The 23,327-nt window shown below is 58.9% G+C and carries 36 protein-coding genes and 1 tRNA gene; 23 read left to right on the top strand and 14 right to left on the bottom strand.

Features of this window, described 5'->3' with window-relative positions; translation table 11 throughout:
• Positions 1-12 precede the first annotated feature (12 nt).
• Together D8U70_RS15600 and D8U70_RS15595 are read right to left on the bottom strand one after the other, a co-directional pair.
• Positions 13-735 (bottom strand): 1-acylglycerol-3-phosphate O-acyltransferase, encoded by a 723-nt coding sequence (locus D8U70_RS15600; protein WP_024012238.1) that lies wholly within the window; start codon positions 733-735, stop codon positions 13-15.
• Between the two features lie 221 nt (positions 736-956).
• Positions 957-1,646, bottom strand: coding sequence for a crotonase/enoyl-CoA hydratase family protein (locus D8U70_RS15595; RefSeq protein ID WP_076566844.1), 690 nt, complete (start codon positions 1,644-1,646; stop codon positions 957-959).
• A 296-nt stretch (positions 1,647-1,942) separates the two neighbouring features.
• On the opposite strand from D8U70_RS15595, the gene D8U70_RS15590 reads away from it, so the two are divergent.
• From D8U70_RS15590 to D8U70_RS15560, 7 genes are all read left to right on the top strand, one after another.
• Positions 1,943-2,032, top strand: a tRNA-Ser gene (locus D8U70_RS15590).
• A gap of 252 nt (positions 2,033-2,284) precedes the next feature.
• Positions 2,285-2,908, top strand: coding sequence for a chemotaxis protein CheB (locus D8U70_RS15585; RefSeq protein ID WP_130929251.1), 624 nt, complete (start codon positions 2,285-2,287; stop codon positions 2,906-2,908).
• An 87-nt stretch (positions 2,909-2,995) separates the two neighbouring features.
• The gene (locus D8U70_RS15580) at positions 2,996-3,238 is read left to right on the top strand and encodes a DUF6555 family protein (RefSeq protein ID WP_130929250.1); all 243 of its coding nucleotides are present in this window, start codon (positions 2,996-2,998) and stop codon (positions 3,236-3,238) included.
• Positions 3,239-3,295: 57 nt separating this feature from the next.
• Entirely contained in the window at positions 3,296-3,514 is a 219-nt protein-coding gene (locus D8U70_RS15575) for a hypothetical protein (protein ID WP_130929249.1), read from the top strand.
• A 672-nt stretch (positions 3,515-4,186) separates the two neighbouring features.
• The gene (locus tag D8U70_RS15570; protein WP_110645142.1) at positions 4,187-4,510 is read left to right on the top strand and encodes a hypothetical protein; all 324 of its coding nucleotides are present in this window, start codon (positions 4,187-4,189) and stop codon (positions 4,508-4,510) included.
• On the top strand, positions 4,507-4,752 hold the full coding sequence (locus tag D8U70_RS15565) for a hypothetical protein (protein ID WP_110645143.1): 246 nt from the start codon (positions 4,507-4,509) through the stop codon (positions 4,750-4,752). Before D8U70_RS15570 ends, D8U70_RS15565 begins: the two co-directional genes overlap by 4 nt.
• The gene (locus D8U70_RS15560) at positions 4,749-4,997 is read left to right on the top strand and encodes a hypothetical protein (protein WP_110645144.1); all 249 of its coding nucleotides are present in this window, start codon (positions 4,749-4,751) and stop codon (positions 4,995-4,997) included. Before D8U70_RS15565 ends, D8U70_RS15560 begins: the two co-directional genes overlap by 4 nt.
• Here D8U70_RS15560 and D8U70_RS15555 read toward each other — a convergent pair.
• From D8U70_RS15555 to D8U70_RS15520, 9 genes are all read right to left on the bottom strand, one after another.
• Complete coding sequence (locus D8U70_RS15555) at positions 4,981-6,165, bottom strand: DUF3596 domain-containing protein (RefSeq protein ID WP_130929248.1); 1,185 nt, start codon at positions 6,163-6,165, stop codon at positions 4,981-4,983. The two genes, D8U70_RS15560 and D8U70_RS15555, sit on opposite strands and share 17 nt — an antisense overlap.
• Positions 6,166-6,271: 106 nt before the next feature.
• Positions 6,272-6,442: a hypothetical protein gene (locus D8U70_RS27745; RefSeq protein WP_177433973.1), complete on the bottom strand. Its 171-nt coding sequence runs from the start codon at positions 6,440-6,442 to the stop codon at positions 6,272-6,274.
• Entirely contained in the window at positions 6,432-6,683 is a 252-nt protein-coding gene (locus D8U70_RS15550) for a hypothetical protein (RefSeq protein WP_122699007.1), read from the bottom strand. Before D8U70_RS15550 ends, D8U70_RS27745 begins: the two co-directional genes overlap by 11 nt.
• A gap of 64 nt (positions 6,684-6,747) precedes the next feature.
• Positions 6,748-7,041 carry a hypothetical protein gene (locus D8U70_RS15545; protein WP_130929247.1) on the bottom strand — a complete coding sequence of 98 codons (294 nt, stop codon included), beginning with the start codon at positions 7,039-7,041 and terminating at the stop codon, positions 6,748-6,750.
• A 15-nt stretch (positions 7,042-7,056) separates the two neighbouring features.
• Positions 7,057-9,855 (bottom strand): toprim domain-containing protein, encoded by a 2,799-nt coding sequence (locus D8U70_RS15540; protein ID WP_130929246.1) that lies wholly within the window; start codon positions 9,853-9,855, stop codon positions 7,057-7,059.
• 2 nt (positions 9,856-9,857) lie between these two features.
• Complete coding sequence (locus D8U70_RS15535; RefSeq protein WP_064392761.1) at positions 9,858-10,091, bottom strand: hypothetical protein; 234 nt, start codon at positions 10,089-10,091, stop codon at positions 9,858-9,860.
• Positions 10,092-10,166: 75 nt separating this feature from the next.
• Positions 10,167-10,532, bottom strand: a complete 366-nt coding sequence (locus D8U70_RS15530) for a hypothetical protein (RefSeq protein ID WP_130929245.1) — start codon at positions 10,530-10,532, stop codon at positions 10,167-10,169.
• On the bottom strand, positions 10,529-11,002 hold the full coding sequence (locus D8U70_RS15525; protein ID WP_110645150.1) for a YmfL family putative regulatory protein: 474 nt from the start codon (positions 11,000-11,002) through the stop codon (positions 10,529-10,531). The genes D8U70_RS15530 and D8U70_RS15525 overlap by 4 nt, the downstream gene beginning before the upstream one ends.
• A 29-nt stretch (positions 11,003-11,031) precedes the next feature.
• Positions 11,032-11,244 carry a DNA-binding protein gene (locus D8U70_RS15520; protein ID WP_130929244.1) on the bottom strand — a complete coding sequence of 71 codons (213 nt, stop codon included), beginning with the start codon at positions 11,242-11,244 and terminating at the stop codon, positions 11,032-11,034.
• 84 nt (positions 11,245-11,328) lie between these two features.
• Between D8U70_RS15520 and D8U70_RS15515 the strand changes: the two genes are divergently transcribed.
• On the top strand, positions 11,329-11,679 hold the full coding sequence (locus tag D8U70_RS15515; RefSeq protein WP_130929243.1) for a helix-turn-helix transcriptional regulator: 351 nt from the start codon (positions 11,329-11,331) through the stop codon (positions 11,677-11,679).
• Between the two features lie 102 nt (positions 11,680-11,781).
• Positions 11,782-11,967 carry a hypothetical protein gene (locus D8U70_RS15510; protein ID WP_130929242.1) on the top strand — a complete coding sequence of 62 codons (186 nt, stop codon included), beginning with the start codon at positions 11,782-11,784 and terminating at the stop codon, positions 11,965-11,967.
• 55 nt (positions 11,968-12,022) lie between these two features.
• Here D8U70_RS15510 and D8U70_RS15505 read toward each other — a convergent pair whose 3' ends face one another.
• From D8U70_RS15505 to D8U70_RS28040, 3 genes are all read right to left on the bottom strand, one after another.
• The gene (locus tag D8U70_RS15505; protein ID WP_130929241.1) at positions 12,023-12,280 is read right to left on the bottom strand and encodes an ogr/Delta-like zinc finger family protein; all 258 of its coding nucleotides are present in this window, start codon (positions 12,278-12,280) and stop codon (positions 12,023-12,025) included.
• Positions 12,281-12,355: 75 nt separating this feature from the next.
• Positions 12,356-13,210 carry a phage portal protein gene (locus D8U70_RS15500; protein ID WP_241664668.1) on the bottom strand — a complete coding sequence of 285 codons (855 nt, stop codon included), beginning with the start codon at positions 13,208-13,210 and terminating at the stop codon, positions 12,356-12,358.
• A complete protein-coding gene (locus D8U70_RS28040; RefSeq protein WP_130929239.1) occupies positions 13,137-15,179 on the bottom strand; it encodes a terminase family protein in 2,043 nt (680 codons plus the stop codon). The genes D8U70_RS15500 and D8U70_RS28040 overlap by 74 nt, the downstream gene beginning before the upstream one ends.
• A gap of 162 nt (positions 15,180-15,341) precedes the next feature.
• On the opposite strand from D8U70_RS28040, the gene D8U70_RS15490 reads away from it, so the two are divergent.
• From D8U70_RS15490 to D8U70_RS27740, 14 genes are all read left to right on the top strand, one after another.
• Complete coding sequence (locus D8U70_RS15490) at positions 15,342-16,265, top strand: GPO family capsid scaffolding protein (RefSeq protein WP_130929238.1); 924 nt, start codon at positions 15,342-15,344, stop codon at positions 16,263-16,265.
• Between the two features lie 2 nt (positions 16,266-16,267).
• Positions 16,268-17,287, top strand: coding sequence for a phage major capsid protein, P2 family (locus D8U70_RS15485; RefSeq protein WP_110645156.1), 1,020 nt, complete (start codon positions 16,268-16,270; stop codon positions 17,285-17,287).
• Complete coding sequence (gene gpM / locus D8U70_RS15480) at positions 17,284-18,006, top strand: phage terminase small subunit (protein WP_110645157.1); 723 nt, start codon at positions 17,284-17,286, stop codon at positions 18,004-18,006. Before D8U70_RS15485 ends, gpM begins: the two co-directional genes overlap by 4 nt.
• A 97-nt stretch (positions 18,007-18,103) precedes the next feature.
• Entirely contained in the window at positions 18,104-18,619 is a 516-nt protein-coding gene (locus tag D8U70_RS15475) for a head completion/stabilization protein (protein ID WP_130929237.1), read from the top strand.
• Positions 18,616-19,065, top strand: a complete 450-nt coding sequence (locus D8U70_RS15470; protein ID WP_130929236.1) for a phage tail protein — start codon at positions 18,616-18,618, stop codon at positions 19,063-19,065. The genes D8U70_RS15475 and D8U70_RS15470 overlap by 4 nt, the downstream gene beginning before the upstream one ends.
• A complete protein-coding gene (locus D8U70_RS15465) occupies positions 19,055-19,735 on the top strand; it encodes a phage virion morphogenesis protein (protein WP_130929235.1) in 681 nt (226 codons plus the stop codon). The genes D8U70_RS15470 and D8U70_RS15465 overlap by 11 nt, the downstream gene beginning before the upstream one ends.
• A gap of 11 nt (positions 19,736-19,746) precedes the next feature.
• Positions 19,747-20,862 carry a DUF2586 domain-containing protein gene (locus D8U70_RS15460; protein WP_130929234.1) on the top strand — a complete coding sequence of 372 codons (1,116 nt, stop codon included), beginning with the start codon at positions 19,747-19,749 and terminating at the stop codon, positions 20,860-20,862.
• 6 nt (positions 20,863-20,868) lie between these two features.
• On the top strand, positions 20,869-21,321 hold the full coding sequence (locus D8U70_RS15455) for a phage protein (protein WP_130929233.1): 453 nt from the start codon (positions 20,869-20,871) through the stop codon (positions 21,319-21,321).
• Positions 21,321-21,533: a TraR/DksA family transcriptional regulator gene (locus tag D8U70_RS15450; protein WP_130929232.1), complete on the top strand. Its 213-nt coding sequence runs from the start codon at positions 21,321-21,323 to the stop codon at positions 21,531-21,533. The genes D8U70_RS15455 and D8U70_RS15450 overlap by 1 nt, the downstream gene beginning before the upstream one ends.
• Complete coding sequence (locus D8U70_RS15445; RefSeq protein WP_110645164.1) at positions 21,530-21,826, top strand: hypothetical protein; 297 nt, start codon at positions 21,530-21,532, stop codon at positions 21,824-21,826. The genes D8U70_RS15450 and D8U70_RS15445 overlap by 4 nt, the downstream gene beginning before the upstream one ends.
• Positions 21,823-22,350 carry a lysozyme gene (locus D8U70_RS15440; protein ID WP_130929231.1) on the top strand — a complete coding sequence of 176 codons (528 nt, stop codon included), beginning with the start codon at positions 21,823-21,825 and terminating at the stop codon, positions 22,348-22,350. The genes D8U70_RS15445 and D8U70_RS15440 overlap by 4 nt, the downstream gene beginning before the upstream one ends.
• A complete protein-coding gene (locus D8U70_RS15435; RefSeq protein ID WP_130929230.1) occupies positions 22,347-22,874 on the top strand; it encodes a lysis system i-spanin subunit Rz in 528 nt (175 codons plus the stop codon). The genes D8U70_RS15440 and D8U70_RS15435 overlap by 4 nt, the downstream gene beginning before the upstream one ends.
• Positions 22,871-23,158 carry a putative phage tail assembly chaperone gene (locus D8U70_RS15430; RefSeq protein ID WP_130929229.1) on the top strand — a complete coding sequence of 96 codons (288 nt, stop codon included), beginning with the start codon at positions 22,871-22,873 and terminating at the stop codon, positions 23,156-23,158. Before D8U70_RS15435 ends, D8U70_RS15430 begins: the two co-directional genes overlap by 4 nt.
• Before the next feature lie 23 nt (positions 23,159-23,181).
• On the top strand, positions 23,182-23,322 hold the full coding sequence (locus D8U70_RS27740) for a hypothetical protein (protein ID WP_177433972.1): 141 nt from the start codon (positions 23,182-23,184) through the stop codon (positions 23,320-23,322).
• Positions 23,323-23,327: the final 5 nt, after the last annotated feature.

Here is a 23,327-nt window from a genome sequence, read left to right as displayed (position 1 = left end):
GCGGGTCTTGTTTCACGCGGCTTGCAGTTGCCGATCCATCGATTCGATGCACTCGCGCATCTGCTCGCGGCATCGCTCGATCAGCATGGGCATGTCGTCCATGGTCAATCCGACTGTAGGAATCGCCGGCAAGGAACGTATGAGAACGTTGCCACTGCGCCAGCGATTCAGGCGCATGTGCTTGATATAGCTGCTCACGCACACCGGAACGATCGGCACGCCGGCGGCAATTGCCATCTGGAACGCGCCTTTTTTGAACGGCAACAAATCTTCACCGAGGTTGCGGGTGCCTTCCGGAAACACCCAGATCGAGGTGTCTTCGTTCTGCAAGGTGTGGGTCGTCGTCAGCATCGACTGCCGCGCCTTGTGCGCATTGCCACGGTCGATCAACACATTCCCGGCCAGCCAGAACAACTGGCCAAACAACGGCACCCACTTCAGGCTTTTCTTGCCGATACACACGGTGCGGCGCGGGACGACATTGCCGAAGACGAACAGATCGTAGTTGGACTGATGGTTGGCAATGATCACGCAACTGTCGGGCTTGTTCATCAAGCCGTTGACCTCGGACCTGACCCGCAAACGCAAGATACACATCGCCGGCAAAGCGTAGAGGCGGGCGCAGAGTCGGCTGTTGTCCGGGTTGAACGGGCGGCACAGTCCAAGGATCACGCCGAGCACGCCGGCCAGAATAAAGTGCAGGCCCATCAACAACATACGAAACACAAACAGCATTTTTGCAGGCCCACCGGGACAAAAGGTGGCGCAGTGTACGGATGTGCACTGTTTTCGGCAATTGCCGCTATAGAGTCCGGAGATGGCCGATGTTTAAGCGCATGTTTCAGTCTTGCCTGTCAGGCGCGTCCTAGAGCTTTCCGCGAATCTTCGACGCGTGACGTAAGAAAAAGCCCGACACGAGGGTCGGGCTATTCACTTACCGGCAGATCCTGGACGAGTCAGCCCAGATGTTGCTGATCCTGCAGGATGGCGTCGTCAAGAGTTTCCAGCAGTTGCTTGCGCACTTTGAGCTTGGTGTTCTTGTGCGCGAGCATGTTGATCTTCTTCAACTGGCGCGCGGCAGCCAGCGCGGCGCCCTGCAATTCTTCGGCTGTGACGACTTTGTCGAGGAAGCCTGCATCAACAGCACTTTGCGGATCGAACATCTCGCCATTGATCACCGAGCGATGGAAAGCCGAACGCCGCAAGCGATCACGCGCCAGCTCGATACCGGCGTGGTGCATGGTCATGCCGATTTGCACTTCGTTCAGACCGATGCTGAACGGGCCATCGACACCGATGCGGTAATCGGCGGACAACAGCAGGAAAGCGCCCTTGGCCACAGCGTGCCCCGGGCAAGCAACGATCACCGGGAACGGGTGAGAGAGCAGGCGGCGGGCTAGGGTCGAACCGGCCGTCACCAGCGCAACGGCTTCTTTCGGGCCCGCGGTCATCACCTTCAGGTCATACCCGCCCGAGAGGATCCCCGGCTGCCCGGTAATGATCACCACGGCGCGATCCGCCACCGCCTGATCCAGCGCCGCGTTAAACGCCGCAATCACATCCGGAGAAATCGCGTTGACCTTGCCATTGTTCAGGGTCAGGGTCGCGATACCGTCTTCGAGGTGGTAGGCAATCAACTCGCTCATGACGCTATTCCTTATTAGAAAGATGGGCAGACGTTACCCACCGCCGCAGGCCAGGTAAAGCGCCGTGACTGACCTGCCAGTCACCGTTTTGCGCTTCGGCCAGCGTCGCGCGCGTGTTGCCTGCTATAAAGGAAGCGTGCGGCTTACCCGAGATTGGCGGGTTTGCCATCGCCCGCTTTGGCAGAATGAAGCGCGCTCTCTTAAGCGCATGAAAATTCTGAAAAAAAGTTTGCCATCGCAAAAGCTTTCGACTACATTAGCGCGCCTCGACAGACAGAACATGTCTGCGGAGATACGGTGAAGTGTCCGAGTGGCTTAAGGAGCACGCCTGGAAAGTGTGTATACAGGAAACTGTATCGAGAGTTCGAATCTCTCCTTCACCGCCACATTCAGTAAACGCAAGCCCCTGATTTTCCTAGCGAAAGTCGGGGGTTTGTGGTTTTTGGCGGCTGAAAAAAGCCTATATGGGACAGATCTGGGACAGATGCACATTTTTGGTGCAGAAAAAGAAGGACCAACGACCGTTAAGCTTGGTCGGCGACTGACCGATCATCAGCTCTGACGAATCGAGGCGAATTGGCTCTCAGAAAATTGAACATTCACCTGCTGCTCTTGCTCAACAAAAAAAGACAGAGCGCATGAATAACATGAATGTTTTTAGAGACATCGTTGTGATCGGTGGATCGGAAGGAAGCTTCGCTCCACTTCGTCAAATTCTTTCAGGCCTACCCGCGAACTTCCCAGCAGCTGTTTTGATTGTTGTGCATACAGGCCCCTCTAGCCCAAGGCTGCTGGCATCCATCTTCGGCTCCTGGTCAGCATTACCTGTGGAATATGCCGAAGACGGGATTGCAATCGAGACTGGCCGTGTCTATCTCGCCCCGCCAGGCAGACATTTGGAAGTTGTTGAGCCTGGCGTTTTGCACCTAAACGATGGGCCCAAAATACATTTTTCCAAACCCGCCGTAGACCGGCTGTTTCACACGGCCGCTGCCGTTTTCGGCAACCGAGTCGTCAGCTTGATTCTCTCCGGCAATGATGGAGACGGAGCTTTTGGTGCCGCCGCCGTGCGAGCGGCGGGAGGGTTGAGTCTCGTCCAAGATCCTGGAGACGCGCTCGTCTCCAGTATGCCGGTTCGGGCAATCGAGAAGGATCATCCAAACAGCTTGGTTCGGTCTGATGCGCTCTTGGATACGCTGATTCACTCAGTCACACCATTTGAGTCAAGAGAACCACTGACCGCGAGCGGTGGGCTTGAGTGACTTCGCTCGCGTTAACGATTGTCGAACAGTTTCTCTGAATTTTTTGAGATACGTGACCTCACTTGTTCATGAGTGATAGGAGTTATCATGACGCAAGCGGATTTGTTTGTAATCGACTACCAGTTCCACGGCCAACCGAAAAGTTTCACAATCAGAGCGAAGGTGATGAACAATGCGGAGGCATGGCAGTGGGCGAGCTGTGACGCTGGTCTTGCGCCTATTCCCAAGCCAGGCCGTGCCCCGTTGAAACGTTTTTCCAAGCCTATGGCCGAACGTTTCGGTGTGACGAATGTGCAATGGCGCGCATCCGTCTCGCTGGCCTGGGACTGAGGTCATGGAATAGGATCGATTAACTCAGACCAGCGCTAAATTTTAAGGAAGATACAGATGCCAAGGAAGACAGACCCCAACGTCATTACAGCCGACGCGCTCACATTGCTGCTGCACAACCAGCATGCGCTGGGCGCCGCAATAGAGGAAATCACTCATTGGATCTCGGGAGCTGGTGCAGATGAAGTTGCTGAGAACGCCATCGTGGCATTGGAAACGCTAGACGCAAATGCAAACGCAATCACCGAAGCGATCATGCGATTACGACAGTATTAGAGAGTCGCAACGACCAAGCAAACGGCCAAGTACGATCAATAGAGTTTGTACCGAAAACATCTTCAGAGCCGTGACTGCCTTAATATAACGTTCTGTGCGCGCTATGGCAGTGACGGACAGGTGTCACCGTGCACATCTAGGTGATAACGCGTATCTAGCCGTACCATCGATTACTGCCGGGATTAATCCCGCGCGCTCTGAGTCTGTGATGAGTTTTCTCATCACTTCCACGTCAGCCGTGTTGCCCACATTTTCTTGCATGAAGTGCTTGCTGATAAGGTAACGGCCGCATCCGTCACAGGCGATGTTCTGCCAATCGCCCACCTCATATTTGAGCACCGCGTTTTCCCAACAGATCCAGCACATACATTTCATAAAACTTCTCCTAGTTGACTCATGGATTGCGCCAGAAAGAAGCTGGTTCAATGCAGAGGGGCCACTGGCGTGACCGTCGGTCCGGCACGGGGTGTGGATGCACAGTTCGCCAATTATGACGTATTGCGGCTATTGGCCACTAGTGAATATAACGCCGTTTATGTTCAATCGGCCCCCACATCTGGCCCAGGTGTGGGGGCCTTTTTCATGCGCCGTGGAAACCAGACGTCCCAGGACTGGTCTACCATCCTCCTACCGCTTGGCTTGCTGCAGCCACTCATTATTTGAAGGATGCCCATGTGCTTTTATGAAGGTCTGGCCACCGTCACCGTGTTGGCCCGCTATCAGGGGCGGGAGCCGGGCGAGCTAACCAATCTCGAATGCCCGGTGCGCCTCATTCATGTGGGCTCCGGTCGCGTCCGCGTTGAACTGCAGCATTACCTGCAAGGACCCAAGGAGGCCAACGCGCTGCGGGTGATGCTGCCGCATGGAACAATGGTGCAGGGGTTCTTGATCGACGGGTCTAACCAACCCACCGGCGGCTGGCTGCTGATCGACGTCGAGCAGTACGATTTGGCTCTTGAGCAACCGGGGACTCTGAATGGATGGCAATGGCAATGATTGACGACGACGAATTTGCGGCACTTAACCTGCCGCGTTCTGTGCATGTGCAAGCGCTGAAGTTGCTCGCTGGCATCGTCCAGGCAAACACCCTAGCCGACACGCTGCACGCCGCCGACCGAGCTGAAGGTTTCACCCTGGGCATTGAAACGGTGAAAGCACTCAACCTCGGGGCCATCGAAGGGCTGTACCTCATATTCGACCGCGCTTTACAGGCGCGTCAGCGGGAACTGAATAGATGATCGGCGAAGGCATTCACGAAGACGTATTGCGCGCCCTGGTGGAGCAACATGCGGTGCGCGACTGCATGGTCGCCAAGATTGAAGGTGGCCCCGATTGGGGCCTGTCGATTCTTTTAGGCGGCAGCGGCGCACGCTGGGTGCCGGTGCGCTCACGGCGTGAGCGACTGCGCACCTGGGCCAGTTCGACCGCTGTGGGGCGCTTTGCCGAAAACGTCGGCCTGCGGGGTTTTAGTGTGGAGCTGTGACCGGCGTCAGCTTCAACGCCATTTGCAGCATCCCCACCACATCCGGGCCGTCTTCATTGATCCACGTTCCGTAGTGCTGACGGATCATGTTGCCGTTGGTATGTCCCATCTGCTCGGCGATCCAGTCGATTGATGCCACGCCGGTGGTCAGCAGCTGACTGGCGTAGGTGTGCCGGCATTGACCAGGTCCCCGATACCGTACGCCGGCGGCGAGCAAGTGCGCCTTGAAAAAGCGATCGCGCACGACAAAATCGTTGGCGTGCGGCAAGCCGGTTTTGGTGTTGAGGAACACAAAGTGCAGTTTGTGTTTTCGCACCGTCTTGTTGTCTCGCTCGACCACCTCCACGGTTTCCGCTTTTCGGTTGCGGTTCAGCGCATCGATTTTGCGCAGGGCATCCCATGCCGGTGCCAGCAGGCGCACCCGCCGCGTCGATCGACGGGTCTTGGTCACGCGGTAAGCCCCGCGCACTTTGGACCGCCGGAAGGTCACCGTGCCTTGCGCCAGGTCGACGTCCTCCCAGGCCAGGGCGATCGTTTCCGAGACCCGAGGGCCTGCCCATAACATGAACTGCACCATCAACAGTTCCTGCGTGCGCTGGGTCGGGGTGCTGAGGATCTGGCTGATTTCCGCGCGGGTGAACGGATCCGGTGCTTCCGGATCGGGCAGGCGCACCATCAACCCCTCGGTCGGGTCATGCGCGACTTTCATCCGCGTGCGGTACAAGCGGAACACCTGGCGCACATTGCTGATGATGTCGCGGATGGTCTTGTTCTTCAGGGTTTTGGACAGCGTGTCTTGAATCCACTCCTGCAGGTCCAAGTGATCGATGTGGTTGATCTGCACCTTGCCCCAGCGCGGGCGCACATGCACTTCGGCCTTGTTGGCGTAACCGCGGTAGCTGGAGGCGGCGACGCTGTTGGCCTTGATCTTCAGCCACAGGTCCAGGTAATGGCCAAAGGTGTTTTCCACCAGCCTGGAGGAATGCGGAAAGTGTCGCGCATAGTCAAAAGTGCCGGTCTGTATTTCGTATTCGATGATGTCGACCAGGCGTCGGGCCTGCGCCACGTTCGCCGGTGTGTTGCCGCCCGGGATCGCTTCCCGGCACTTTACCCCGTTGTATTGAAAATAGATTCTCACGGACTTTCCGCGAGCTTCGACCCCACTCATGTAAACCCCTAACGCTGTACTCGTATGTCGACAGTCTGACGATCGGAAACAAAAAGGCCCGTTTCCGGGCCAAGTATCTGCGGGTGCGTCTTCTGGTGGACGCGGCCTATGCCTTGGGCTTGGGATGGCGCAGATGAGCATTCAGCCGCTGACGCCGGCGGCTGCATTTATCGTGATTGCCCTGGGCGCGCCACTTGCCGCACTGATCGCACACGCTGGTGTAATCGATGTTCCAGGGAAAGCGGCGCACCGGTGTTACGACTGGGTCACTGGACATGGCGCGAGTCTCCCTGTGTGGCGGGGCGGGCGAGTAGCTGACTGATCACGGCGGCATCCGTCGCGCTCAGATCGCCCAAGCGGCTGGCCATCTGGCTCAGGCTTTCCAGGCGCGTACGGGCCTCGGGGGTTTTGTGCACCAGGTAGCCGATAACGGCGGCGCCGATAATCGCGGTGGCCACCAGGTGCCGCGCCGGTGTGGTAGCCTTCGCGCCGCTGCTGCTGTGGTTCTGTGCTTGCATGGTTAGGGTCCTCAGTTGTAGTCGGGTGTCGAGGAGCTGCAACTCCTCGACACTGTTTTTTTCCTCAGTCCTTACGTGCCAGGTGGATCACCAGGCCGTCGAAACGCGGCTCATGTTCAACACATGACTGCCATTCCAACACCCGCAAAATCTGTTGCCGGCTGCACTCGTCCACGAGGATTTCGCGCTGGCCAGCGGCGGCTCGAACTTCCAGCATCTGCAACAAACCGTCCTCTGCGTAAGCACCGGCCTGAATGATCGGCGCGCGTTGTCCCGCCAAATCCAAACGGTCTTGCACCGACTGGAGCTTGTTGGTGTGGCCGTTGCCGGTATGGCCCATAAACACTTGGATCTGCATCGGTCTTGCTCTCCTTTACGCCTTGAATGTCCAGCACTTGACCGTGGTCGGCCGGGGTTGGGAAACAGGGTTGCGGTGATTGAAGGCGGCGCGCACGGCGCTGTGCACGGCCTTGTTGCTGTCGAGAAATTTGCGCGAGCGCGACTCCTTAAGCAGGTCGCGCAACGTGGCCACGTCCGCCAGCTTCTGTTTGTGTTCGGCGGCGCGCTCGCAGAATTCGTTGAGGTTGATGGCAATCACCGTCGGGTCACTGCTGTGGTCGACCACCGGGTCTTCGCTCAAGGATTCGAGGTAGTCGTAGACCTCCCAAAATTCGGCGACGGCCGGATGGTCGGAACTGATCGAGGCCTGGCGCTCAATGGCCATCCGCACGATCTGCCGCTGCGTGGCGGCGACCTGCGGATCACTGAGTTTCAGCACCAGGCGCAGGCCATCCAGCAGCGCCAACAATTGCGCGTGGTTCTTGCTGATGCGCTCGACGCGGATGTAACCGCGCAGGTCGTAGCCGCAACTGCTGCAGTTGCCTTGCTCGCTCGCATAGGCCGTACCGCAGGCAAAACAGTGCGTGTGCAGGCGGCGCAGCTTGGCTTCGTGTTCGGGCATGCGCTGGGCGAACAGCTCAAGCACAGCGGACTCTTTGCCCACGGCGCGCAACAGGAAGTGACTGAGGGTGGCGCCGTCCAACGCATTCAACTGATCGGCGGCCGCACGGCTTTCCGGCGTAACGATCGGACGCACAAAGTGCAATTTAACGATGCGCGTCATGATCGCTTCGTGCGCCACCACCGCCGCGTTCTGGCTGATCGCGATCGTTCCGCGAAAGGGCGGTTCATACGTCTCGTTGCCCGCTGTCTTGACGCCTTTGGTGGCCAGCGTGCCGCCGCCGTAGAAGTCTTTCAGCTCGTCCCATTCGAAGGTTTTGGCGTGCGCCCGATCGTCGCTGTGGCGATCGGCTTCAAGAAACACCACCGGCATGCCGGACACCTGACCCATCAGGCGCGAACGCCCGGCCTTGGTCGATTTCATCGGGTCGAAACCCTCATAACCTTCGCGGCCGAGCAGTTTCCACAGCAGGTTGAGCAGGGTGGTTTTACCCGCGCCCGCTTCACCGGTGGCTTCCAAAAAAGGGAAAGACTGGTACCGCGCGCGGATCTGCTCGCAGAACAGTGAGCCGAAAAAGAACACCAGTGCGACGAAGCCCTGGGCGCCGAAACAGGTCCACAGCAACTGTACCCACTTCTCGTTGAAGTCTTTGCCATCGCGCTGCAGCTTGATTGGTACGCCTTTCTGCAGCGTTTTCAGGCGCAGCTTGCCGAACTCGAAATAGTCTTCGCTGTTGACCTTGTAAGTGGTGCCGTCCTTGATCGCGAGGTCGCCGTAGACGTAGCAGGCGTACTCCTTGCTGTAGCCGACGTAGTCGATGGTCGACACGGTTTTGATGCCAAACAGCTGATCCTTCATCAGCTTGTCGAGCTGCTGGCCGCTGCCGGTGAACATGGCGCCGGCCGCCATGCCGAGCAGGCGTTTCTTGAATTCACTCGCGGCGGACAACTGACCGCTGGTGAAGGTGTTTTTCACACTCTCGGAGTCGTGGGGGAAGTCCACACGCAGGTAGTACCAGGACTCGTCGGTGACTTCGTTGCGCTGGAAATACAGGGCTTGCGGGTAGCAGTTGGCAATCTCCACGACGCTGCCGGACTGCTGCAGTGCCTTTTCGCGCTGTTGCGCCTGGTTAAGCAATTGGTCGTCATGGTTCTCGCTGTCCTCGATGTCGGACATGGCGCGGTTGAATTTCTCCATGTCCAACTTGAACCAGTACAAACGGTTGCCAAAGCCCAGGTGAAATTCGCCGCGTTTGTTCCAGTCGTACATCAGCAAGGCTTTTTCCGCTGCGCTCTCAGCCAGCAGCAGCGCACCCTGGTGGCGAGCCTGTTTGAGATCCGTAGCAATCTGCTCGGCGCGCTTGGCGTCGTCCTGAATAAAGCTCCAGCGCTGGTGCATGTCGTTCCAATCAGCCTTGCGGCCGTCGCGTTGCGGAATCAGTGCTGATTCGCAGACGAAACCCAACGCGCGGGCATCGCGGACCCAACGTCGGGTGTAGGCGTTGGCGCTCGGTTCGTTGTCCAGCGCCCATACCAACTTGGGCAGCTTGCCGCCCTCGCGGGTCTTGATGAGGGCTTTGAGCGAGTCCGCAGGGAACGCGTTGGACGACATAGCCGACACCGCCGCGATGTCGTTATGCACCAGGGCGATGGCATCGAAGATGCCTTCGACAATCCACAGCTCCTTGACCTCAAGCAGGTCGACGCAGGGCGGGCACCACCAGACGCCGCGATAGCTGTCCTTGGATTTGAAACGCGCCTTCATCTTGCCGAAACGGTGCGGCTGATCGATCAGGCGTTCCCACCAGCCGCCTTTTTCCAGAGCAAAACGCACCGTGGCGCTGCCGGCGTTGTGTTCAGGCGAATAGAAGCTTTCTTGTGTGAACCAACCTTGGACCAGTTCGAACCGAAAGCCTCGAGCGAACTCCAGATAAGCCCGGGCAGTGGCGTTAGGGTGCTGGTCCGTCGCCGGCGCACGCTTACTCCAGTCTTCAAACAGATCGTCGTACAGCTCTTTCACGTGCAAGGTGTGGCCGCACTTTTCAGGGCGTCCACAAATCACCATCCATGGCGTATCGAACCGTGAATACAACTCCTTTTTCTTGCACTTGGGGCAGGTGCCCCCGCGCATGTAATCGGTGCCCACTCGGTGCTTGAGTCCGAAGTCGAACTGGAGGCGTTGCAGCACATCGTGGCGGAGATCTTCTTTCATGGTTACTTCACTGCTTTGAGGCTGAGGGAGAGGGCGGCCATCAGGCGTTTCTGCGCCGCCATCACCGGAGTTCTTTCGAGAATCGAGCTGTGCCGTTTTTCTTGCGGGACGTACCGGTATTCATCCGCGTACCAGTAGTCGTTGAGGCTCAAGCGGTACTGCTCGCGCATCGCAGCCAGCAGTGCTTCGGCTTCTGCGGGTGGCAGCTGGGTGGTCAGAATTACGGCGTTTCCCATCTTGAAACCTCGATTTCGGGCGCAGCTCACCCAAACCCACGGAGTGCGGGATAGGCGTTTGTTTGAGGGTTGGTGTTACGAGTTGGCTAAGCGAAAGCGGCCGATGTCTGGCGCGTTGATGATTCGCTCATAGATGACGCTGACCGGTACGGCCCACTGTCTGCCGGTGGCCGGATCAACGATTACGGTGTGCGTCGACGTGCTGTTCTGGATGTTCAAGCGTTGCCGATCGCGTACAGCGACCATCGTGGTGCCCGCCAGATGGACGATCTTTTCGGCGACCTGCGTTTTCACGTCGTAGTCTGCAACCAGGAACTGAACAGCCCGGCTGAACAGTTGCTGGTCGTCGCTCAGGTGTTCGCAGTGGTGACGCTCAAGGAACGACAGGGCAGCGTTCTGCAGAACATCTTGGTATTCCGGTACTGCAGACAAATTATTCATTGAGCTTTTCCTGCACGGTAGAGAGCGATTGCGGCCAGCACTTCTGCGTGCCTGGCTGCTACGTGGAGGTTATGCGCGTCCATGATGAATTCGGCTTCTTCATCACTGATCGATCCGTCTTCAAGAGCGGCGGCGATTGCTTGATCAACGCAACCTCGTTTTGCAGAAACTTGAACGGAGCGTGCGTAAAGTTCGACGTTGTCCAGCGTTTCAGGATCAGCCATTGGCACGAACAGTCCCCCATACATCGAGGCAATGTAGTTGGGGAAGTGGTTCGTTCCACAGTCCTGCTCGAGCATGAAAACTTGGGTATCACTCAGAGGACTGCAACCCGCATTTTCGTAGGCATGGTTGTCGAACTTTTTGAGCTTCAGACCTAAGCGTGCTGCTGCAGCTTCGCGGCCGCCGTTATAGCTGCGAATGATCTCGCTCATGACTTCTTTGCGTGTGTCTAGGATTGGAGTTTTCAACTTCTACTTTTCCCTGTTTGCCCCTGCCGTTACTGTTCGATCACACCTTGTTTAACGCCTAGTAAAACGGCGGCTCGGTGTGCCTCCCCACGGCGACATTGGCTCTGTCCACTCAGCACCGCATAGACGGTGCTGGGACTCAGGTTGTGCATAGCAGCGAAATCTTTTGCGGACTGACCGCGCTTCTCTAACGCTTCCCGTGCTTTCTTGCGGGCTTGCTCGGTGATGCTTGTGTTCGGCATAGTGCAAATCTCTGCGTTTTCGTGTGATGACAAGCGCAGGATGTGGCAAAAAACTGCCAATGTAAATATGCGAGTGGAAAAATATTGACTCTCTCCGAAGAGATCGGCGCTAGGCTGCGTGAACTTCGCGCCGGTGCTGGCCTGACTCAAGATCAACTGGCTGAAAAACTTGGCGTGTCTAAAAGAACCCAAGGTAACTATGAATCGGGCGCCAGTGATGCGCCTGCGTCCTATCTGAGTCTTGCAAACTCGCTGCTCGATTTTGACGTTGCGTACATCGTTCACGGAACGCGTAAGACCTTGCCCAACGAGGCTCTGACGGAAGTTGAAGACTGCTTGATAAACCAGTTTCGAAGCATTCCAGAAGATGACCAAAAAGCGATCCGCCGCATCCTCGAAGCCATGGCCGACGATGCCGCCAGGCATCGGTCTTAATTTGCAATGAACCGACGCCGTCATTGGGGTCGCCCTGATTCCAATGAGCCTGCTCACCCCCCATAAAGTCATTTCTGCAATGCACTTTATGGAGTAGTTAGCATGTTGGATCGCAAGAAGAACGATCAAATCAACCTCGAACAAGCCGGGTCGGAAATCGCCGTACTCACGGACATCGAGCGTCGACTGATCGATCTGTATCGCCGGCTGAGCCGCGTAGAACAGCAGCAAGTTCGCCGCGTGGCCGAGATACTGGCAATCAACCCAAAGGAGAGCGCAGAGGGCTGACCGTCATTCTTTGAATGATCCCGATCGCCGGCGCTCGTACGTCGGCGGTTTGTAACTAGGCTACCGCCTGCGATCCCAACTGTTCGAAAAGCTCCCGCTGCTTCGCTCTGGGCATCTCGCGTAAGCGATCCATCAGCATCCGTTCGAACGTCTGAGATGACGGGCTGAGCGTGTGTGAAAACGTCAGATTTGCCACCCATGTGTGCCCGCACTTTGCGTCCAGGCATTGGCAGTACAGTTTTACAAAGGCTCTGGTTACCTCTTCTCGCGAGGCAATCCGGCCCTTGTGTCCGCAATTGCATACAACTCTCATTATGTCCCTCCCCAGGGGCAGCTGATCGCCACCATTTTGCCACAGCTTGTAGTGGATTTTCTTTCTGTGGGAACTTCATGTAGTTATATCCGCTGCTTCTGACGTAGCTTTCCAGCTAAAACGCCTGTCTTCGCGAAGCGTGTCATTCAATTGGTTGAACAGCTGACAGATCGGCCGGATCTCATTGCTCGTGTACACCCGATCAATCTTTTCGATGTCCCCGAAACCACCGGTGTTTTCCGGAATGATGCCGGCCAGTGCCGGGTTCATACGCCAGGCGGCGATGACGTCGTTTCGGGTGATGTTTTTCACTTTCTCCAGCTCGTCTTTCGCCTGAAAGTCCCCGACGGGGATGATCTGAATCGCGTTTTCCTTGCCGTTAGGGATGTTCACGAACATCGAGCGGAAGTTGCCCACGCCCTTGCTGGCACTGATCTGTGCGCGCAGTTCGTCTTCGTCTTCTTCCGTCAGGTCGGGGTCGTTGGTGTAGAAGATGTAACCGGCGTGCGCGCCGTTGCTGTAGTACCGGCGACGGAACAGGGTCGCCGCCTCGTTGAGCAGCAGCGCCTGCAGACCGCCCAAGTAGTCGGGGATCCCGTAAATGTTCTGTTCCACGTCGTAATCCAGAACGTGGGAGATCTCGTGCTGTTCGAACTCCATTTCCTTGTTGTCCGGCAGCAGCATCACAAACCCGCCGTCGACCTTTACCCGCATGTTGATGGCGGGTAGGTGCTGCAGCTCCAGCACCTGGCCGAATGCGTTGGTGTCGTTGTAGAAGTACGCTTCGCCAAACACCATGTAGTCCAGCCCGGCGCGCCCCATCGTCTCAGTGCTGCAGCCTGCCGAGGGGATGAACTCACGCAGCAGCAGGTTTCGTTTGAACTTGGGAATGGCGCCGTGGTGGGCATTGGCGCGCAACAGCTTGGCCAAGCCAACCCGGGAAACCGGAGGCTTGTAGATTTTGCCGTCGTCGCTGGGGAACACGCCCACGTATTCGCCGATGTTCCCGGACAGCACTTGTTCCGGCTCTCCGAACGTAAACGAGCGCATTGGCTGTTGCTGTCGTTGGGCTACGTGTTGCTTGCTGCGTTTGCGGTTGGCCATGGCTGGTCTGATTACTCGTGACGTAGCGGCTGCGACGCCGCTTGTTGGTGTTCAAAGGTTCGTTGGCCAGAGCGTGCATCACCGCCCAGGCAATGTCGGCGTGCCCGGTGGCATCGGTGCGCGAAGCGCTGTAGGTGATCTGGCCGCTGTTGGTGGCGCCGCGCTTGATGGTCAAGAACGCCTGCGCGATGTCCGTCCACCCGGCGTCCCACTCGATTCGACTGCCTTGGATCGTGTCTTGGGCTTTGAGCACCAAGGCGTTTTTCGCCTCAAGGCTGTAGTGAATGGGCGTTGCCTTGGCGTAGAAGTCGCGCACCAGGTCGAACACGCCGTAACCCACGCCAGTGACGTCGATGCCGATGTGCTGGACGTTGAAGCGTTCGGTCAGTTTCTTGACCTGTGCAGCCTGGTAGGTGAACGAGTGGCCACGCCAGCTGTGCTTCTCCAGAATGCGGAACTTCGCGCCGGGTTCAAGCGGCGGTGCGATGACCACGCAGGTGGCGTCGTCGCGTGTGCGGCTCGGGTCGTAGCCCAGCCAGACCGGGCTGTTGCCAAACGGTCGATCAAGGTCCGGGTTGTAGTCCTCCCACAACGACAGATCCGAATAGCAGCGCTCCAGATCCTTGAGGCTGAATGCGCTTTGGGTGCTGTCGATGAATTTGCAGTAGAACAGCTGCTGAAATTTGTCTTCGTCGTACTCCAGCTGCAGCTGCTCCAGGTCGAACAGATCGCAACCGCCGGCGATCGCATCGTCCAGGGTGATCGTCTTGCGCCACTGGCCGTCTGGACACAGCGCGCCCTGCGTGTAGGCCGCTTCGCTGGGCCACACACCGCCGGCCTTCTTGCCGCGTTTGCTGTTGCGAAATTCTTCGCCCGACCAGAACGGATACGCTTGATGCGACACCGCGCTGGGCGTCGAGAAATAGGTTTTGCGCCATTTCTTGTGGGTCCCCATGGCGCTGGCGACGGTGCTGAGTTTTTCGAAGTCGCGAATCCAGAAATACTCGTCCACATAGACGTGGCCGTGATAGCCCTGGGCGGTGCTGCTGTTGGTGCTGAGAAAGCGCAGTTCGGCGCCATTACTGAGCGTGATCGGGTTGCCGGTCAGTTCGATATCAAACCACTGCTTGGCAAACTGGATGATGTAGCTGCGAAAGATCTCGGACTGCGATCGGCTGGCAGACAAAAAGACCTGGTTGTCACCGCTCAGCACGGCGTCCATGAACGCTTCGCCGGCGAAGTAGTAGGTCAGGCCAACCTGCCGGCTTTTGAGGATGTTCCGGACACGGCGTGTCAGTGGGTTCTGCTTCGCCTCGAAAAGCTCTTTCTGATAGCCGTACATCTTCGAGATGAATTTATCGAGGAAATCTACTTCGGTCAGGCCGCTGATGTCGTTCTTCGCTTTCTTTTCACGCTTCTTGGCGCCGCCTTCGCCTCGTTCACGACGTTGACCAGGCTGGCGTTCGCGAGGCTCGTCCGGACGATCTGAGGGCAGCGCCGGCGAAGGTTTCGCGGACAGCTTTTTCAGGCGTTCAAGCAGGCCGGTCAGTCGCTCCAGTTCGTCCAGTTCTGCCTTCGTCAGCGGATCGATCTTTTCCAGGATCAGGGTTATTCGCCTGTTGACCGCGCTCAACGGTTCTTCATCCGTCAGCATCTCGTCCCAGCCGCCTTGGCGGATCCAGTAATAGACGATTCGGATGTTGGGCAGCTTCAAATGCGCCTGTATTTCCTTCACCGAACAGCGGCGCAGGTAGAGGCGTTTTGCGGCTTCTTTAACTTCAGTCGGGTAGTTCATGGGCCGCAGTCTATGCGGCGAAACTGCCGGAAACGCGGGGTGAAATGCTGCGATTCGCCTATCTGGCGGAAATAGGAGAACCCTGAGTTTCAACCGTTTGTTTGACGGCAAACGGCTCCCTATCGTGGCGGCTCATTCAACGATTGAGCGCAGTCACCACTCATGCCCCGTTCCCTTGTCTCCTACTGGAAACGTGTTGCCACCAGCGGCCCGACCGTCGATGGCCGCGAGATCCTTCCCCAGGAACTGCGCGATATCGCCGAGACCTACACACCGGCCAAGTACACCGCTGTGATCTGGTGCGACCACGAGCGCTGGCCTGGTTCACACGGCACCGTATTCGCTGTGCGCCTGGTTGAAGAGGGCGAGGATCTGGAGCCCGGACAAATTGCTCTGGAAGCCCAGCTAAAACCGAACGATCGCCTGCTGTACCTCAACGATCAGGGCCAGAAGCTGTTCTCCAGCATCGAAATCACTCCGAATTTTGCCGGCAGCGGCAAGGCCTATCTGACAGGGCTTGCGGTGACCGATTCGCCCGCCAGCCTCGGCACTCAGGAGCTGTATTTCTCCAACCGAACCAGCCGGGCCGCGTATTACGCCGCGTCGCTGGAACTCGGCCCACTGCGCGAAACCGGGACGCAGGGCGAGATCGGCCGTCTGGCCGCCATGTTCACCCGCCTGTTCAAGCGTTTCGGCATTGAAGACACACCCACCGAAACCACTCCGCAAACCCCAACCGAGAGCAAACCCCCAATGGATGAAGCTACCGCAACGGCTTTGAAAGCCCTGCTGGCCCAGCTGCTGGTTGTCGCCGCTGGCATTCAAGCCGTGATCGAGCCTGCCGCCGAAGACGCACCAGAACCCGATCAAGCCCCGATCGATGATGTCACTGAGGCGGTGGACGAGATCGTCACCACGGCCGAAGAAGAGCGCGAATTCAAGCGCAACGGCGGCGGAAACAAAGCTGTGCTGGCAGCGTTGACCAGCTTGCAGAAGCAGTTCACCGAACTGAAAAATACCAGCAACGGCCGTCAGTTGCCGCGCACTGCTGGCCCCGCTGATAAATCCAAAGTGCGGGTGCTCTGATCATGGCCCGTTCCCTGAGCGCTTACGGCGCCAAGATGTACGCCGAAATGCAGCTGGCGATCGCCGAAACTTACGGTGTCCCGCTGTCCAGCAAGATGTTTTCCGTTGAACCGTCGATCGCCCAAGAGCTGAACGACGCCATCACCGCAAAAGCCGACTTCCTGCAGCGCATCAACGTCATTCCAGTGACCGAGATCAAAGGCGAGAAAGTGTTCATCGGCGTGTCCGGCCCGGTCACCGGTCGCACCAATACCAAGACCACCGATCGCGAAGCGAAGGACGCGTCGGAGCTGGATAACAGCACCTATGAGCTGTCGTCGACTGAATCTGACGTGGGCCTGCCGTACGCGAAAATCGACGCCTGGGCCAAGTTTCCGGACTTCCACCAGCGTTACTCGGCGGCCGTCCAGAAACAGATCGCCTTGGATCGCATCATGGTCGGTTTCCACGGTTTGAAAGCGGCTGCGCAGACCGACATCGAAGCCTATCCAATGCTGCAGGACGTCAACAAAGGCTGGCTGCAGCAGTTGCGCGAGCAAGCGCCGCAACAGGTTCTCAAGGAAGGCAAGGAAGCGGGCAAGGTGACACTGGGGCCGGATGGCGATTACGCCAACCTGGACGCCCTGGTACATGACACCAAGCAGATGGTGGACGAACGTCTGCGCGACGGCGGCGACCTGATCGCCATCATCGGCACCGACCTGTTGGCGGCGGACAAAGCGAAGCTGTACGCCAAGCAAGGCGACGTGCCGACCGAGAAAGAGCGCATCGAAGATGCCCAGGTGATTGCCACCTATGGCGGTCTGCCGAGCTTCAGCGTCCCGTTCTTTCCGGTCAACGGTGTGCTGGTCACCAGTTGGGACAACCTGTCGATCTATTTCCAGGACTCCAGCTGGCGCAAGCAAACCGTGGACAACCCGAAACGCTCCCGCGTCGAGGATTACAACAGCCGCAATGAAGGCTATGTGATCGAGCAGCTGGAGAAAATCGCGCTGACCGAGAACGTGGAGCTGGTGAAGTGAGCCTGGCTCTCGCACACAAGCGCCGCACTTTGGCTCAGGGAACCGCTGCAGTGATTGCTGCTGCAGCGGCACCGCTGGCGTATTCGCCGGCGGAAGCCCTGAGCAGCCCGGCCAACGCGAAAAAGCACCTGCTGCTGATGGAAGCCTCGCTGGATCAGGATCTGCAACGCCTGAGCGATATCAAGGGTCTTGCCGGGCGTCAGGCGCTCAAGCGTGAGGAACTGCTGCCCAAGTATCAGGACTTCATTCAGCGCTACATGGACTCGGGCCTGGTGATGCCGAACCGCGTCCTGGTCCAGGTGATGGTCTGGCTGTTCGACACCGAGCAGTTCGAAGATGGCCTGGCACTGGCTGACTTTGCGATCGGGCAGGGGCAGGAGATGCCCGAGCGGTTCAAGCGGCGCGACGTGCAGACCTTCGTTGCCGACGCGGTAATCGATTGGGCTTACGCGGAATACAACGCCCAGCGCAGCCCGGAGCCATACCTGTCTGACCTGCTGCCCCGCGTCGACGGTGAGTGGGAGCTGACCGAGCAAATTCCGAGCAAGTACCACAAGTTGATCGGCATGCGCGCCATGGAGGCCGAGCAGTGGGAAACCGCGCTCCAGCATCTGGAGCGCTCGACCGAGCTGTACGCGAAAGCCGGCAACGAGACGCGCATTGCGAAGTGCCGCAAAGCGATCGCCAAACAAACACCCGCCGTCACCGGCGCCCAATAACCGACTACCCCCCCAGCGGGGAACTGTGGACGTGTGTCTGCCATTTATGGCCAGCCCCACGGAAAACAGTCTCCCCGCCCTATTTGAGCGGTCAGCAATGAGCTTTTCCGGTAAACCCACCACGTTTGTGGAACAGATGATCGAGAACGACGGCTTTTGGCCGGATCTGTCTGTTGCCGAATTCCAGAAAGGATACCGCCTGCCGGCGGAGTACCTGGTGGACATGCTGGCCGCTGACCTGACCATGGCAATGGTCGAGGTCAATGCCGATCTGGCGGAGCTGAAACAACGCTGGCGAGCCCTTGGCGTAAACAGTGTCGAGGTTCCCGATCCGCTCAACCTCCCGCCGAAGCAGATCAAGGAATGGCCATTCATCCAAACTGATCAGAACCTTCTGCCTGATAACGCGTTGAAGCTGAAAATCTACCGTCGAGCCGTGTACTGCCGGGCCAAGGCGAGCGCGTTACAACAGTTCGCCACGGTGACCCGCCGCGAAAGCGCAGAGAACACGGGCAAGGAAGCGCCGGAACGCGAAAGCACGTTCCTGGCATTCAGCCAAGCGGCAGTGCGCGCCTTGCAAGGCCGTGGCCGCGTCACGGCGGGGCTGCTATGACCAAGCTCCAGGGGCTGACCGCCTACCTGCAGGAACGCCGTCTGGTCGAACCCGAACAGCTCGACAGTTTCACCGAGCAGGTGAAGCTTGCACTGATCTGGAAGCCCGACGTCGACGGGATGCATCTGGGCGACATGCATTATCGCGCCGTGATCGTCCTGGAGCGCTTCGCCGACCATCCGGCGCGGCTGATGGCTCTGGTGGGCAGTTGGCTGGAAAGCCACGACGCCAACCGTGACCGTCACGAGCTGCCGGCGCCGGAATTTCTTGTCGAGCCTGTCGACAACGACCTGTTCGACGTGGAAATCACGCTGGAGTTTGTCGAGCCGCAGTATCTGGCCGAGGACGACGCCGGCGAGATCAAGGCCTTTGGCAAAACGTGGGCGTTTGTCCCGTTTGACCTTTGGGTCGCCGAGCGCGGCGAGGTGGCCACCGATGGCCCGTAGCACGTTCGAACTCGACATTCGCGGTCGTTTGGGCGTTCGCGAGCAGTTGGCATTGCTGAGCCTTCCGCCGCAATTGCGCCGCCGCTTGCTGAACCAGGTCACCAAACGCGTGCGCACGATGAGCCGCAAGCGCGTGCGTGAGCAGAAGAACCTGGACGGCACACCGTTCGCTCCACGCAAAGGCGACGGCAAGGCCAAAAGGAAGATGGAAGCCGGTCTGGCCAAGTTGATGGTGGTCACCCGGGTAAGCCCTGATGAAGCGGAACTGGGCTGGAAAAACGCCCTGACCCGATGGGTCGCCGCGCAGCAACACAACGGCGTGAGCGAACGCCGTACCGCTCAACAGATGCGCCGCTGGAACAAAACCCCACCGGGTTTAGCAGCAACTGACAAGCAGGCCAAGCGCCTGCGCCGGTTGGGCTTCCGCGTGCGCCAAGCGGGCAAAAAGACGCTGGTCCGGCCGTCGGTGGCGTGGATTCAGGAGCATGTGAACTACGCCAAAGCCGGTTTGCTGATCCGGATCCTCGACGACCAGCGCAGCGAAAGCACCGGCGCGCAGAGCTGGGAAATCACGCTTCCGAAACGCCAGTTCATCGGCGCCGAAACCGAACGCGAAACCAATCTCCTGATTAACCAGGTGTTGCAACAAATCCTAAATTCACCCCGCTAACGAGGCACTGCATGGCACTCGGTCAAGTCACCGTCGACAATCTCAATCTAGGCCAGGGCGCCGTGACTGAGGTTGAGCGTTACTTTCTTTTCATCGGCCCGGCCGCCAAGAACGTCGGCCAGTTCATCCCGCTGAACACCGATAGCGACTTGGACGCCGCGCTGGGCGTTCCAGCGAGCGACCTCAAAACCCAAATCGCTGCCGCGCGGCAGAACGGTGGTCAGCGCTGGGCCTGCATCGCGGCCCCGATCGCCGCCGAAGGTGACTGGGCCACTGCGCTGGAGAAGACCCAGCAACAGGGCGTGTCCGTCGAAGCGGTGATCATCACCAAGCCTGTAGTGAAGGCTGACGAGCTGTCAGCGATGCATGACGCAGCCGTCGCCCTGAACAACACCTACGGCCGCCGAGTGTTCTTTCTGGCGAGCAGTGTCGGCATCGCCGTCGACCAGACCTGGGCGCAGTACCTCACTGAGCAAAAGGCCTTGGTGGCAAACCTCGCCGCGCCGCGCGTAGCTGTAGTGCCTCAGTTGCACGGCAACGATTTGGGCGTGCTGGCTGGCCGCTTGGCCAATGCGGCGGTGAGCATTGCTGATAGCCCGATGCGCGTAGCCACCGGTGCCGTGCTGGGACTTGGCGAGGTGCCTGTTGATAGCGAGCTGACCCCGCTGCCGTCCGCCGTGCGCACTGAGCTGGACCGCGCGCGGCTATCCGTTACGCAAACCTACCCGGATTACCCAGGCGTGTACTGGGGTGACTGCAACATGCTGGACACACCCGGCAGTGACTTTCAGGTCGTGGAATACCTGCGCATCACCGATAAGGCCGCTCGCCTGATTCGCCCCCTGCTGATCCGCCGCGTCGCCGATCGCCGATTGAACAACACGCCCAACAGCATGGCGGTGAATACCAACCAACTGATGGCGCCGCTGCGTGCCATGGCCAAGTCCATCAAGTTTGCCGGCGAAGTGTTCCCCGGCGACATCGAGCCGCCGAAGGACGGCGACCTGGTGCTGGAATGGCTCAGCAAAACCAAGGTAGCGGCCTACATCAAGCTCAAACCCCTCAACTGCCCGAAAGACCTCACGGCGAACATCGCCCTCGATCTTTCCACCGACAAAACGGAGTAACGCCCCATGGCAAAGATTGGCGGCAAGAACTTTGACGTGAGCCTAGGCGACATCGCGCTGCACGTTGAGAACTGCACCCTGGACATTACCGACAACTCGGCAGTGGCTCAGACCCGAGGTGTTCCAGACGGCTACGTGGACGGCGACGTGGCCGCTGCCGGCGAACTGGAGCTGGATACCACCAACTTTCAACTGCTGATCGATGCAGCGCGCTCGGCCGGTAGCTTTCGCGAGCTCAAGCCGTTCGACGCGGTGTTCTTCGCCAAAGCCGGTGGGGATGAGGAACTGCGCGTGGAAGCCTTCGGTTGCAAGGTGAAGGTGTCCAGTCTCCTGGCGATCGACCCGAAGGGCGGCGAAAAGACCAAGCACAAGGTGCCATTCGACGTCACCAGTCCGGACTTTATCCACACCAACGGCGTGCCGTACCTCGCTGCCGTTGAGATCGAAGGTATTCGCTGATGGTGGACTGGTTCGATCGCGCCCAGGAACTGGAACAGCGCCAGCGTGACCAGGCCATCAAGGCCCAGCTGCTGAAGCCTGTGCCGCTCGGGCCAAGCCTGACCCATTGTCAGGACTGCGACAAAGAGATCCCGCCGGCGCGCCAGGCGCTGGGCGGAAAAACGCGGTGCGTCCCGTGCCAAACGGGGTTTGAGCAGAGTAATCGCCGATGACTACTGACGCCGTGCGCCTCGGAGCGCTGGAACAGAAGTTCGCTGTCTTTGAACACCGCTTGGGCGAGCTGGAAGACCGGCATGAAACCGTGCCGACCCGGGTCACCAAGTTGGAGCAGGGTTTCGAGCACATGGCGGGGCAGCTGTCTGAGCTGAACGCTGGCCAGCAGACCCTGACGGTAGCGGTGAACGACATCGGCGCGAAGGTTGGCCGCTTGCTGACCATCCTCACGGTGGTCGCTTCCGTGCTGCAAATGGTTGTGCCGGCACTGCTGCGGGTGTGGTTTCCATGAGCCTGCGCGGCCGGATTCAAGCTGGCGCGCTCGCGCTGGCCAGCGCTCCGCTGGTGATCTTCCTGGGCACCTGGGAAGGCCGTGGTCAGAACACCGTTTACGCCGATCAGCTGGCCGGCGGTCTGCCGACCGTATGCATGGGCATCACCCGACACACCAGTCCGTTTCCGATAGTGGTCGGTGACTACTGGTCGCCAGGACGTTGCGCCGAGGTGGAGCAATTGGTGATCAGCAAAACCCAGCTGCAGCTCGCCGACTGCATCACCAACCCGGATGTGGGCCAGAACACCTTCGACGCTCTGACAAGCCACGGCCACAACGTTGGAGTGCCCAGCACGTGCGCCAGTCGTGCAGTGGCATTGATCAATGCCGGCCGGATCGCCGACGGCTGCAAAGCATTGGCCTGGGCGCCAGATGGCAAGACGCCGGTATGGGCGTATGTGACCGACGCGCACGGGCGCAAGCGCTTCGTTCCAGGCCTGCACAACCGTCGTCTGGCGGAAATGAAATTGTGCCTGCGATGAGTTTTTCCTCGTTGCGCCTGGCGCCGCTCGTCCTGCTGCTGACCTTGCTGTTGTGGCTGGCCTTCGATCGGGTAACCGATCAGCGCGATGACGCCAGGCGCGAGCGCGACAGCGCGCAGTGGGAAATGAACGGCCTACGTGAAGCGGCCCGAATCAGCGGCGAAATGCTGGCCGAGCGGGACGCGATCGACCAACGAAACACCCAGGAATTGACCGATGCACTCACTGAAAACGAGCGCCTGCGCCGCGCTGTTAGCGACGGCTCTGGCCGGTTGTTCGTCCGCGCCACCTGTCCCGCCACCGGATCTGTGCCCGCCACCGCCGGCACCGCCCGCATGGCTGATGCAGGACGCCCCGAACTCGCAGCAGACGCTCGACCGGATTATTTCACCCTCCGGGATCAGCTCGCCGTAAGCCGGCAAATGATCCTCGGACTGCAGCAATACGTCCGTGGCGTGTGCCAGCGATCGCCAGCGCAGCAGGACACCACTTTTCCCAACGTCAACAAGAGAGCACCCCAATGAGTCAAAACACCGAAATCACCCTGGAAGTCGGCGAAGCGGAATTCACCTTCACCCTCACGCCGGCGGACGTCACCAAGTACTTCAACGCTCTGACCCAAACCAACAAGGTCGCCCCGGGCAACAACCTGTTGATGACCACCGTCAAGCAAGAGGAAAAGGCCACGCTGAAACCGCTGCTGGGCAACCCGGTGATGGTGATGCAGATCGCCGGTGCGCTGCTTGAGGAGTACGCACCGAACGTTGAGGTGATCGTAAAAAAGCGCACGAGCACGCTGAGCGCTTAAGCGAAAACGGCCTGGGCCAGTTAATGGCCCTGACGAACCGCTGGCTTCCTGGTACCGAACCCACGCCCGAAGCGATGGGAACCGCCAAGTGGCTGGAGGACGAATACTGGAAACGCATGGAGTTTGCCGTGGCTAACGGCATCGCCCTTGCGCTGAACGGGTAACGACA

Source organism: Pseudomonas sp. Sample_20, assembly GCF_004307585.1.
GTDB lineage: Bacteria > Pseudomonadota > Gammaproteobacteria > Pseudomonadales > Pseudomonadaceae > Aquipseudomonas > Aquipseudomonas atacamensis.
Note: the sequence above shows the minus strand (reverse complement) of the source record. Positions and strands in the feature narration are given on the sequence as shown.

Coding starts and splice junctions, on each gene's coding strand:
- D8U70_RS15475 (WP_130929237.1), top strand. CDS start 18,104: ATGAGCTTTTCCGGTAAACCCACCACGTTTGTGGAACAGATGATCGAG.
- D8U70_RS15580 (WP_130929250.1), top strand. CDS start 2,996: ATGACGCAAGCGGATTTGTTTGTAATCGACTACCAGTTCCACGGCCAA.
- D8U70_RS15440 (WP_130929231.1), top strand. CDS start 21,823: ATGAGCCTGCGCGGCCGGATTCAAGCTGGCGCGCTCGCGCTGGCCAGC.
- D8U70_RS15530 (WP_130929245.1), bottom strand. CDS start 10,532: ATGAATAATTTGTCTGCAGTACCGGAATACCAAGATGTTCTGCAGAAC.
- D8U70_RS15505 (WP_130929241.1), bottom strand. CDS start 12,280: ATGAGAGTTGTATGCAATTGCGGACACAAGGGCCGGATTGCCTCGCGA.
- D8U70_RS15435 (WP_130929230.1), top strand. CDS start 22,347: ATGAGTTTTTCCTCGTTGCGCCTGGCGCCGCTCGTCCTGCTGCTGACC.
- D8U70_RS15600 (WP_024012238.1), bottom strand. CDS start 735: ATGCTGTTTGTGTTTCGTATGTTGTTGATGGGCCTGCACTTTATTCTG.
- D8U70_RS28040 (WP_130929239.1), bottom strand. CDS start 15,179: ATGAACTACCCGACTGAAGTTAAAGAAGCCGCAAAACGCCTCTACCTG.
- D8U70_RS15445 (WP_110645164.1), top strand. CDS start 21,530: ATGACTACTGACGCCGTGCGCCTCGGAGCGCTGGAACAGAAGTTCGCT.
- D8U70_RS15595 (WP_076566844.1), bottom strand. CDS start 1,646: ATGAGCGAGTTGATTGCCTACCACCTCGAAGACGGTATCGCGACCCTG.
- D8U70_RS15465 (WP_130929235.1), top strand. CDS start 19,055: ATGGCCCGTAGCACGTTCGAACTCGACATTCGCGGTCGTTTGGGCGTT.
- D8U70_RS15450 (WP_130929232.1), top strand. CDS start 21,321: ATGGTGGACTGGTTCGATCGCGCCCAGGAACTGGAACAGCGCCAGCGT.
- D8U70_RS15520 (WP_130929244.1), bottom strand. CDS start 11,244: ATGCCGAACACAAGCATCACCGAGCAAGCCCGCAAGAAAGCACGGGAA.
- D8U70_RS15570 (WP_110645142.1), top strand. CDS start 4,187: ATGTGCTTTTATGAAGGTCTGGCCACCGTCACCGTGTTGGCCCGCTAT.
- D8U70_RS15460 (WP_130929234.1), top strand. CDS start 19,747: ATGGCACTCGGTCAAGTCACCGTCGACAATCTCAATCTAGGCCAGGGC.
- D8U70_RS15470 (WP_130929236.1), top strand. CDS start 18,616: ATGACCAAGCTCCAGGGGCTGACCGCCTACCTGCAGGAACGCCGTCTG.
- D8U70_RS15490 (WP_130929238.1), top strand. CDS start 15,342: ATGCCCCGTTCCCTTGTCTCCTACTGGAAACGTGTTGCCACCAGCGGC.
- D8U70_RS15455 (WP_130929233.1), top strand. CDS start 20,869: ATGGCAAAGATTGGCGGCAAGAACTTTGACGTGAGCCTAGGCGACATC.
- D8U70_RS15575 (WP_130929249.1), top strand. CDS start 3,296: ATGCCAAGGAAGACAGACCCCAACGTCATTACAGCCGACGCGCTCACA.
- D8U70_RS27740 (WP_177433972.1), top strand. CDS start 23,182: ATGGCCCTGACGAACCGCTGGCTTCCTGGTACCGAACCCACGCCCGAA.
- D8U70_RS15585 (WP_130929251.1), top strand. CDS start 2,285: ATGAATAACATGAATGTTTTTAGAGACATCGTTGTGATCGGTGGATCG.
- D8U70_RS15535 (WP_064392761.1), bottom strand. CDS start 10,091: ATGGGAAACGCCGTAATTCTGACCACCCAGCTGCCACCCGCAGAAGCC.
- D8U70_RS15555 (WP_130929248.1), bottom strand. CDS start 6,165: ATGAGTGGGGTCGAAGCTCGCGGAAAGTCCGTGAGAATCTATTTTCAA.
- D8U70_RS15565 (WP_110645143.1), top strand. CDS start 4,507: ATGATTGACGACGACGAATTTGCGGCACTTAACCTGCCGCGTTCTGTG.
- D8U70_RS15430 (WP_130929229.1), top strand. CDS start 22,871: ATGAGTCAAAACACCGAAATCACCCTGGAAGTCGGCGAAGCGGAATTC.
- D8U70_RS15545 (WP_130929247.1), bottom strand. CDS start 7,041: ATGCAGATCCAAGTGTTTATGGGCCATACCGGCAACGGCCACACCAAC.
- D8U70_RS15485 (WP_110645156.1), top strand. CDS start 16,268: ATGGCCCGTTCCCTGAGCGCTTACGGCGCCAAGATGTACGCCGAAATG.
- D8U70_RS27745 (WP_177433973.1), bottom strand. CDS start 6,442: ATGTCCAGTGACCCAGTCGTAACACCGGTGCGCCGCTTTCCCTGGAAC.
- D8U70_RS15560 (WP_110645144.1), top strand. CDS start 4,749: ATGATCGGCGAAGGCATTCACGAAGACGTATTGCGCGCCCTGGTGGAG.
- D8U70_RS15540 (WP_130929246.1), bottom strand. CDS start 9,855: ATGAAAGAAGATCTCCGCCACGATGTGCTGCAACGCCTCCAGTTCGAC.
- D8U70_RS15550 (WP_122699007.1), bottom strand. CDS start 6,683: ATGCAAGCACAGAACCACAGCAGCAGCGGCGCGAAGGCTACCACACCG.
- D8U70_RS15510 (WP_130929242.1), top strand. CDS start 11,782: ATGTTGGATCGCAAGAAGAACGATCAAATCAACCTCGAACAAGCCGGG.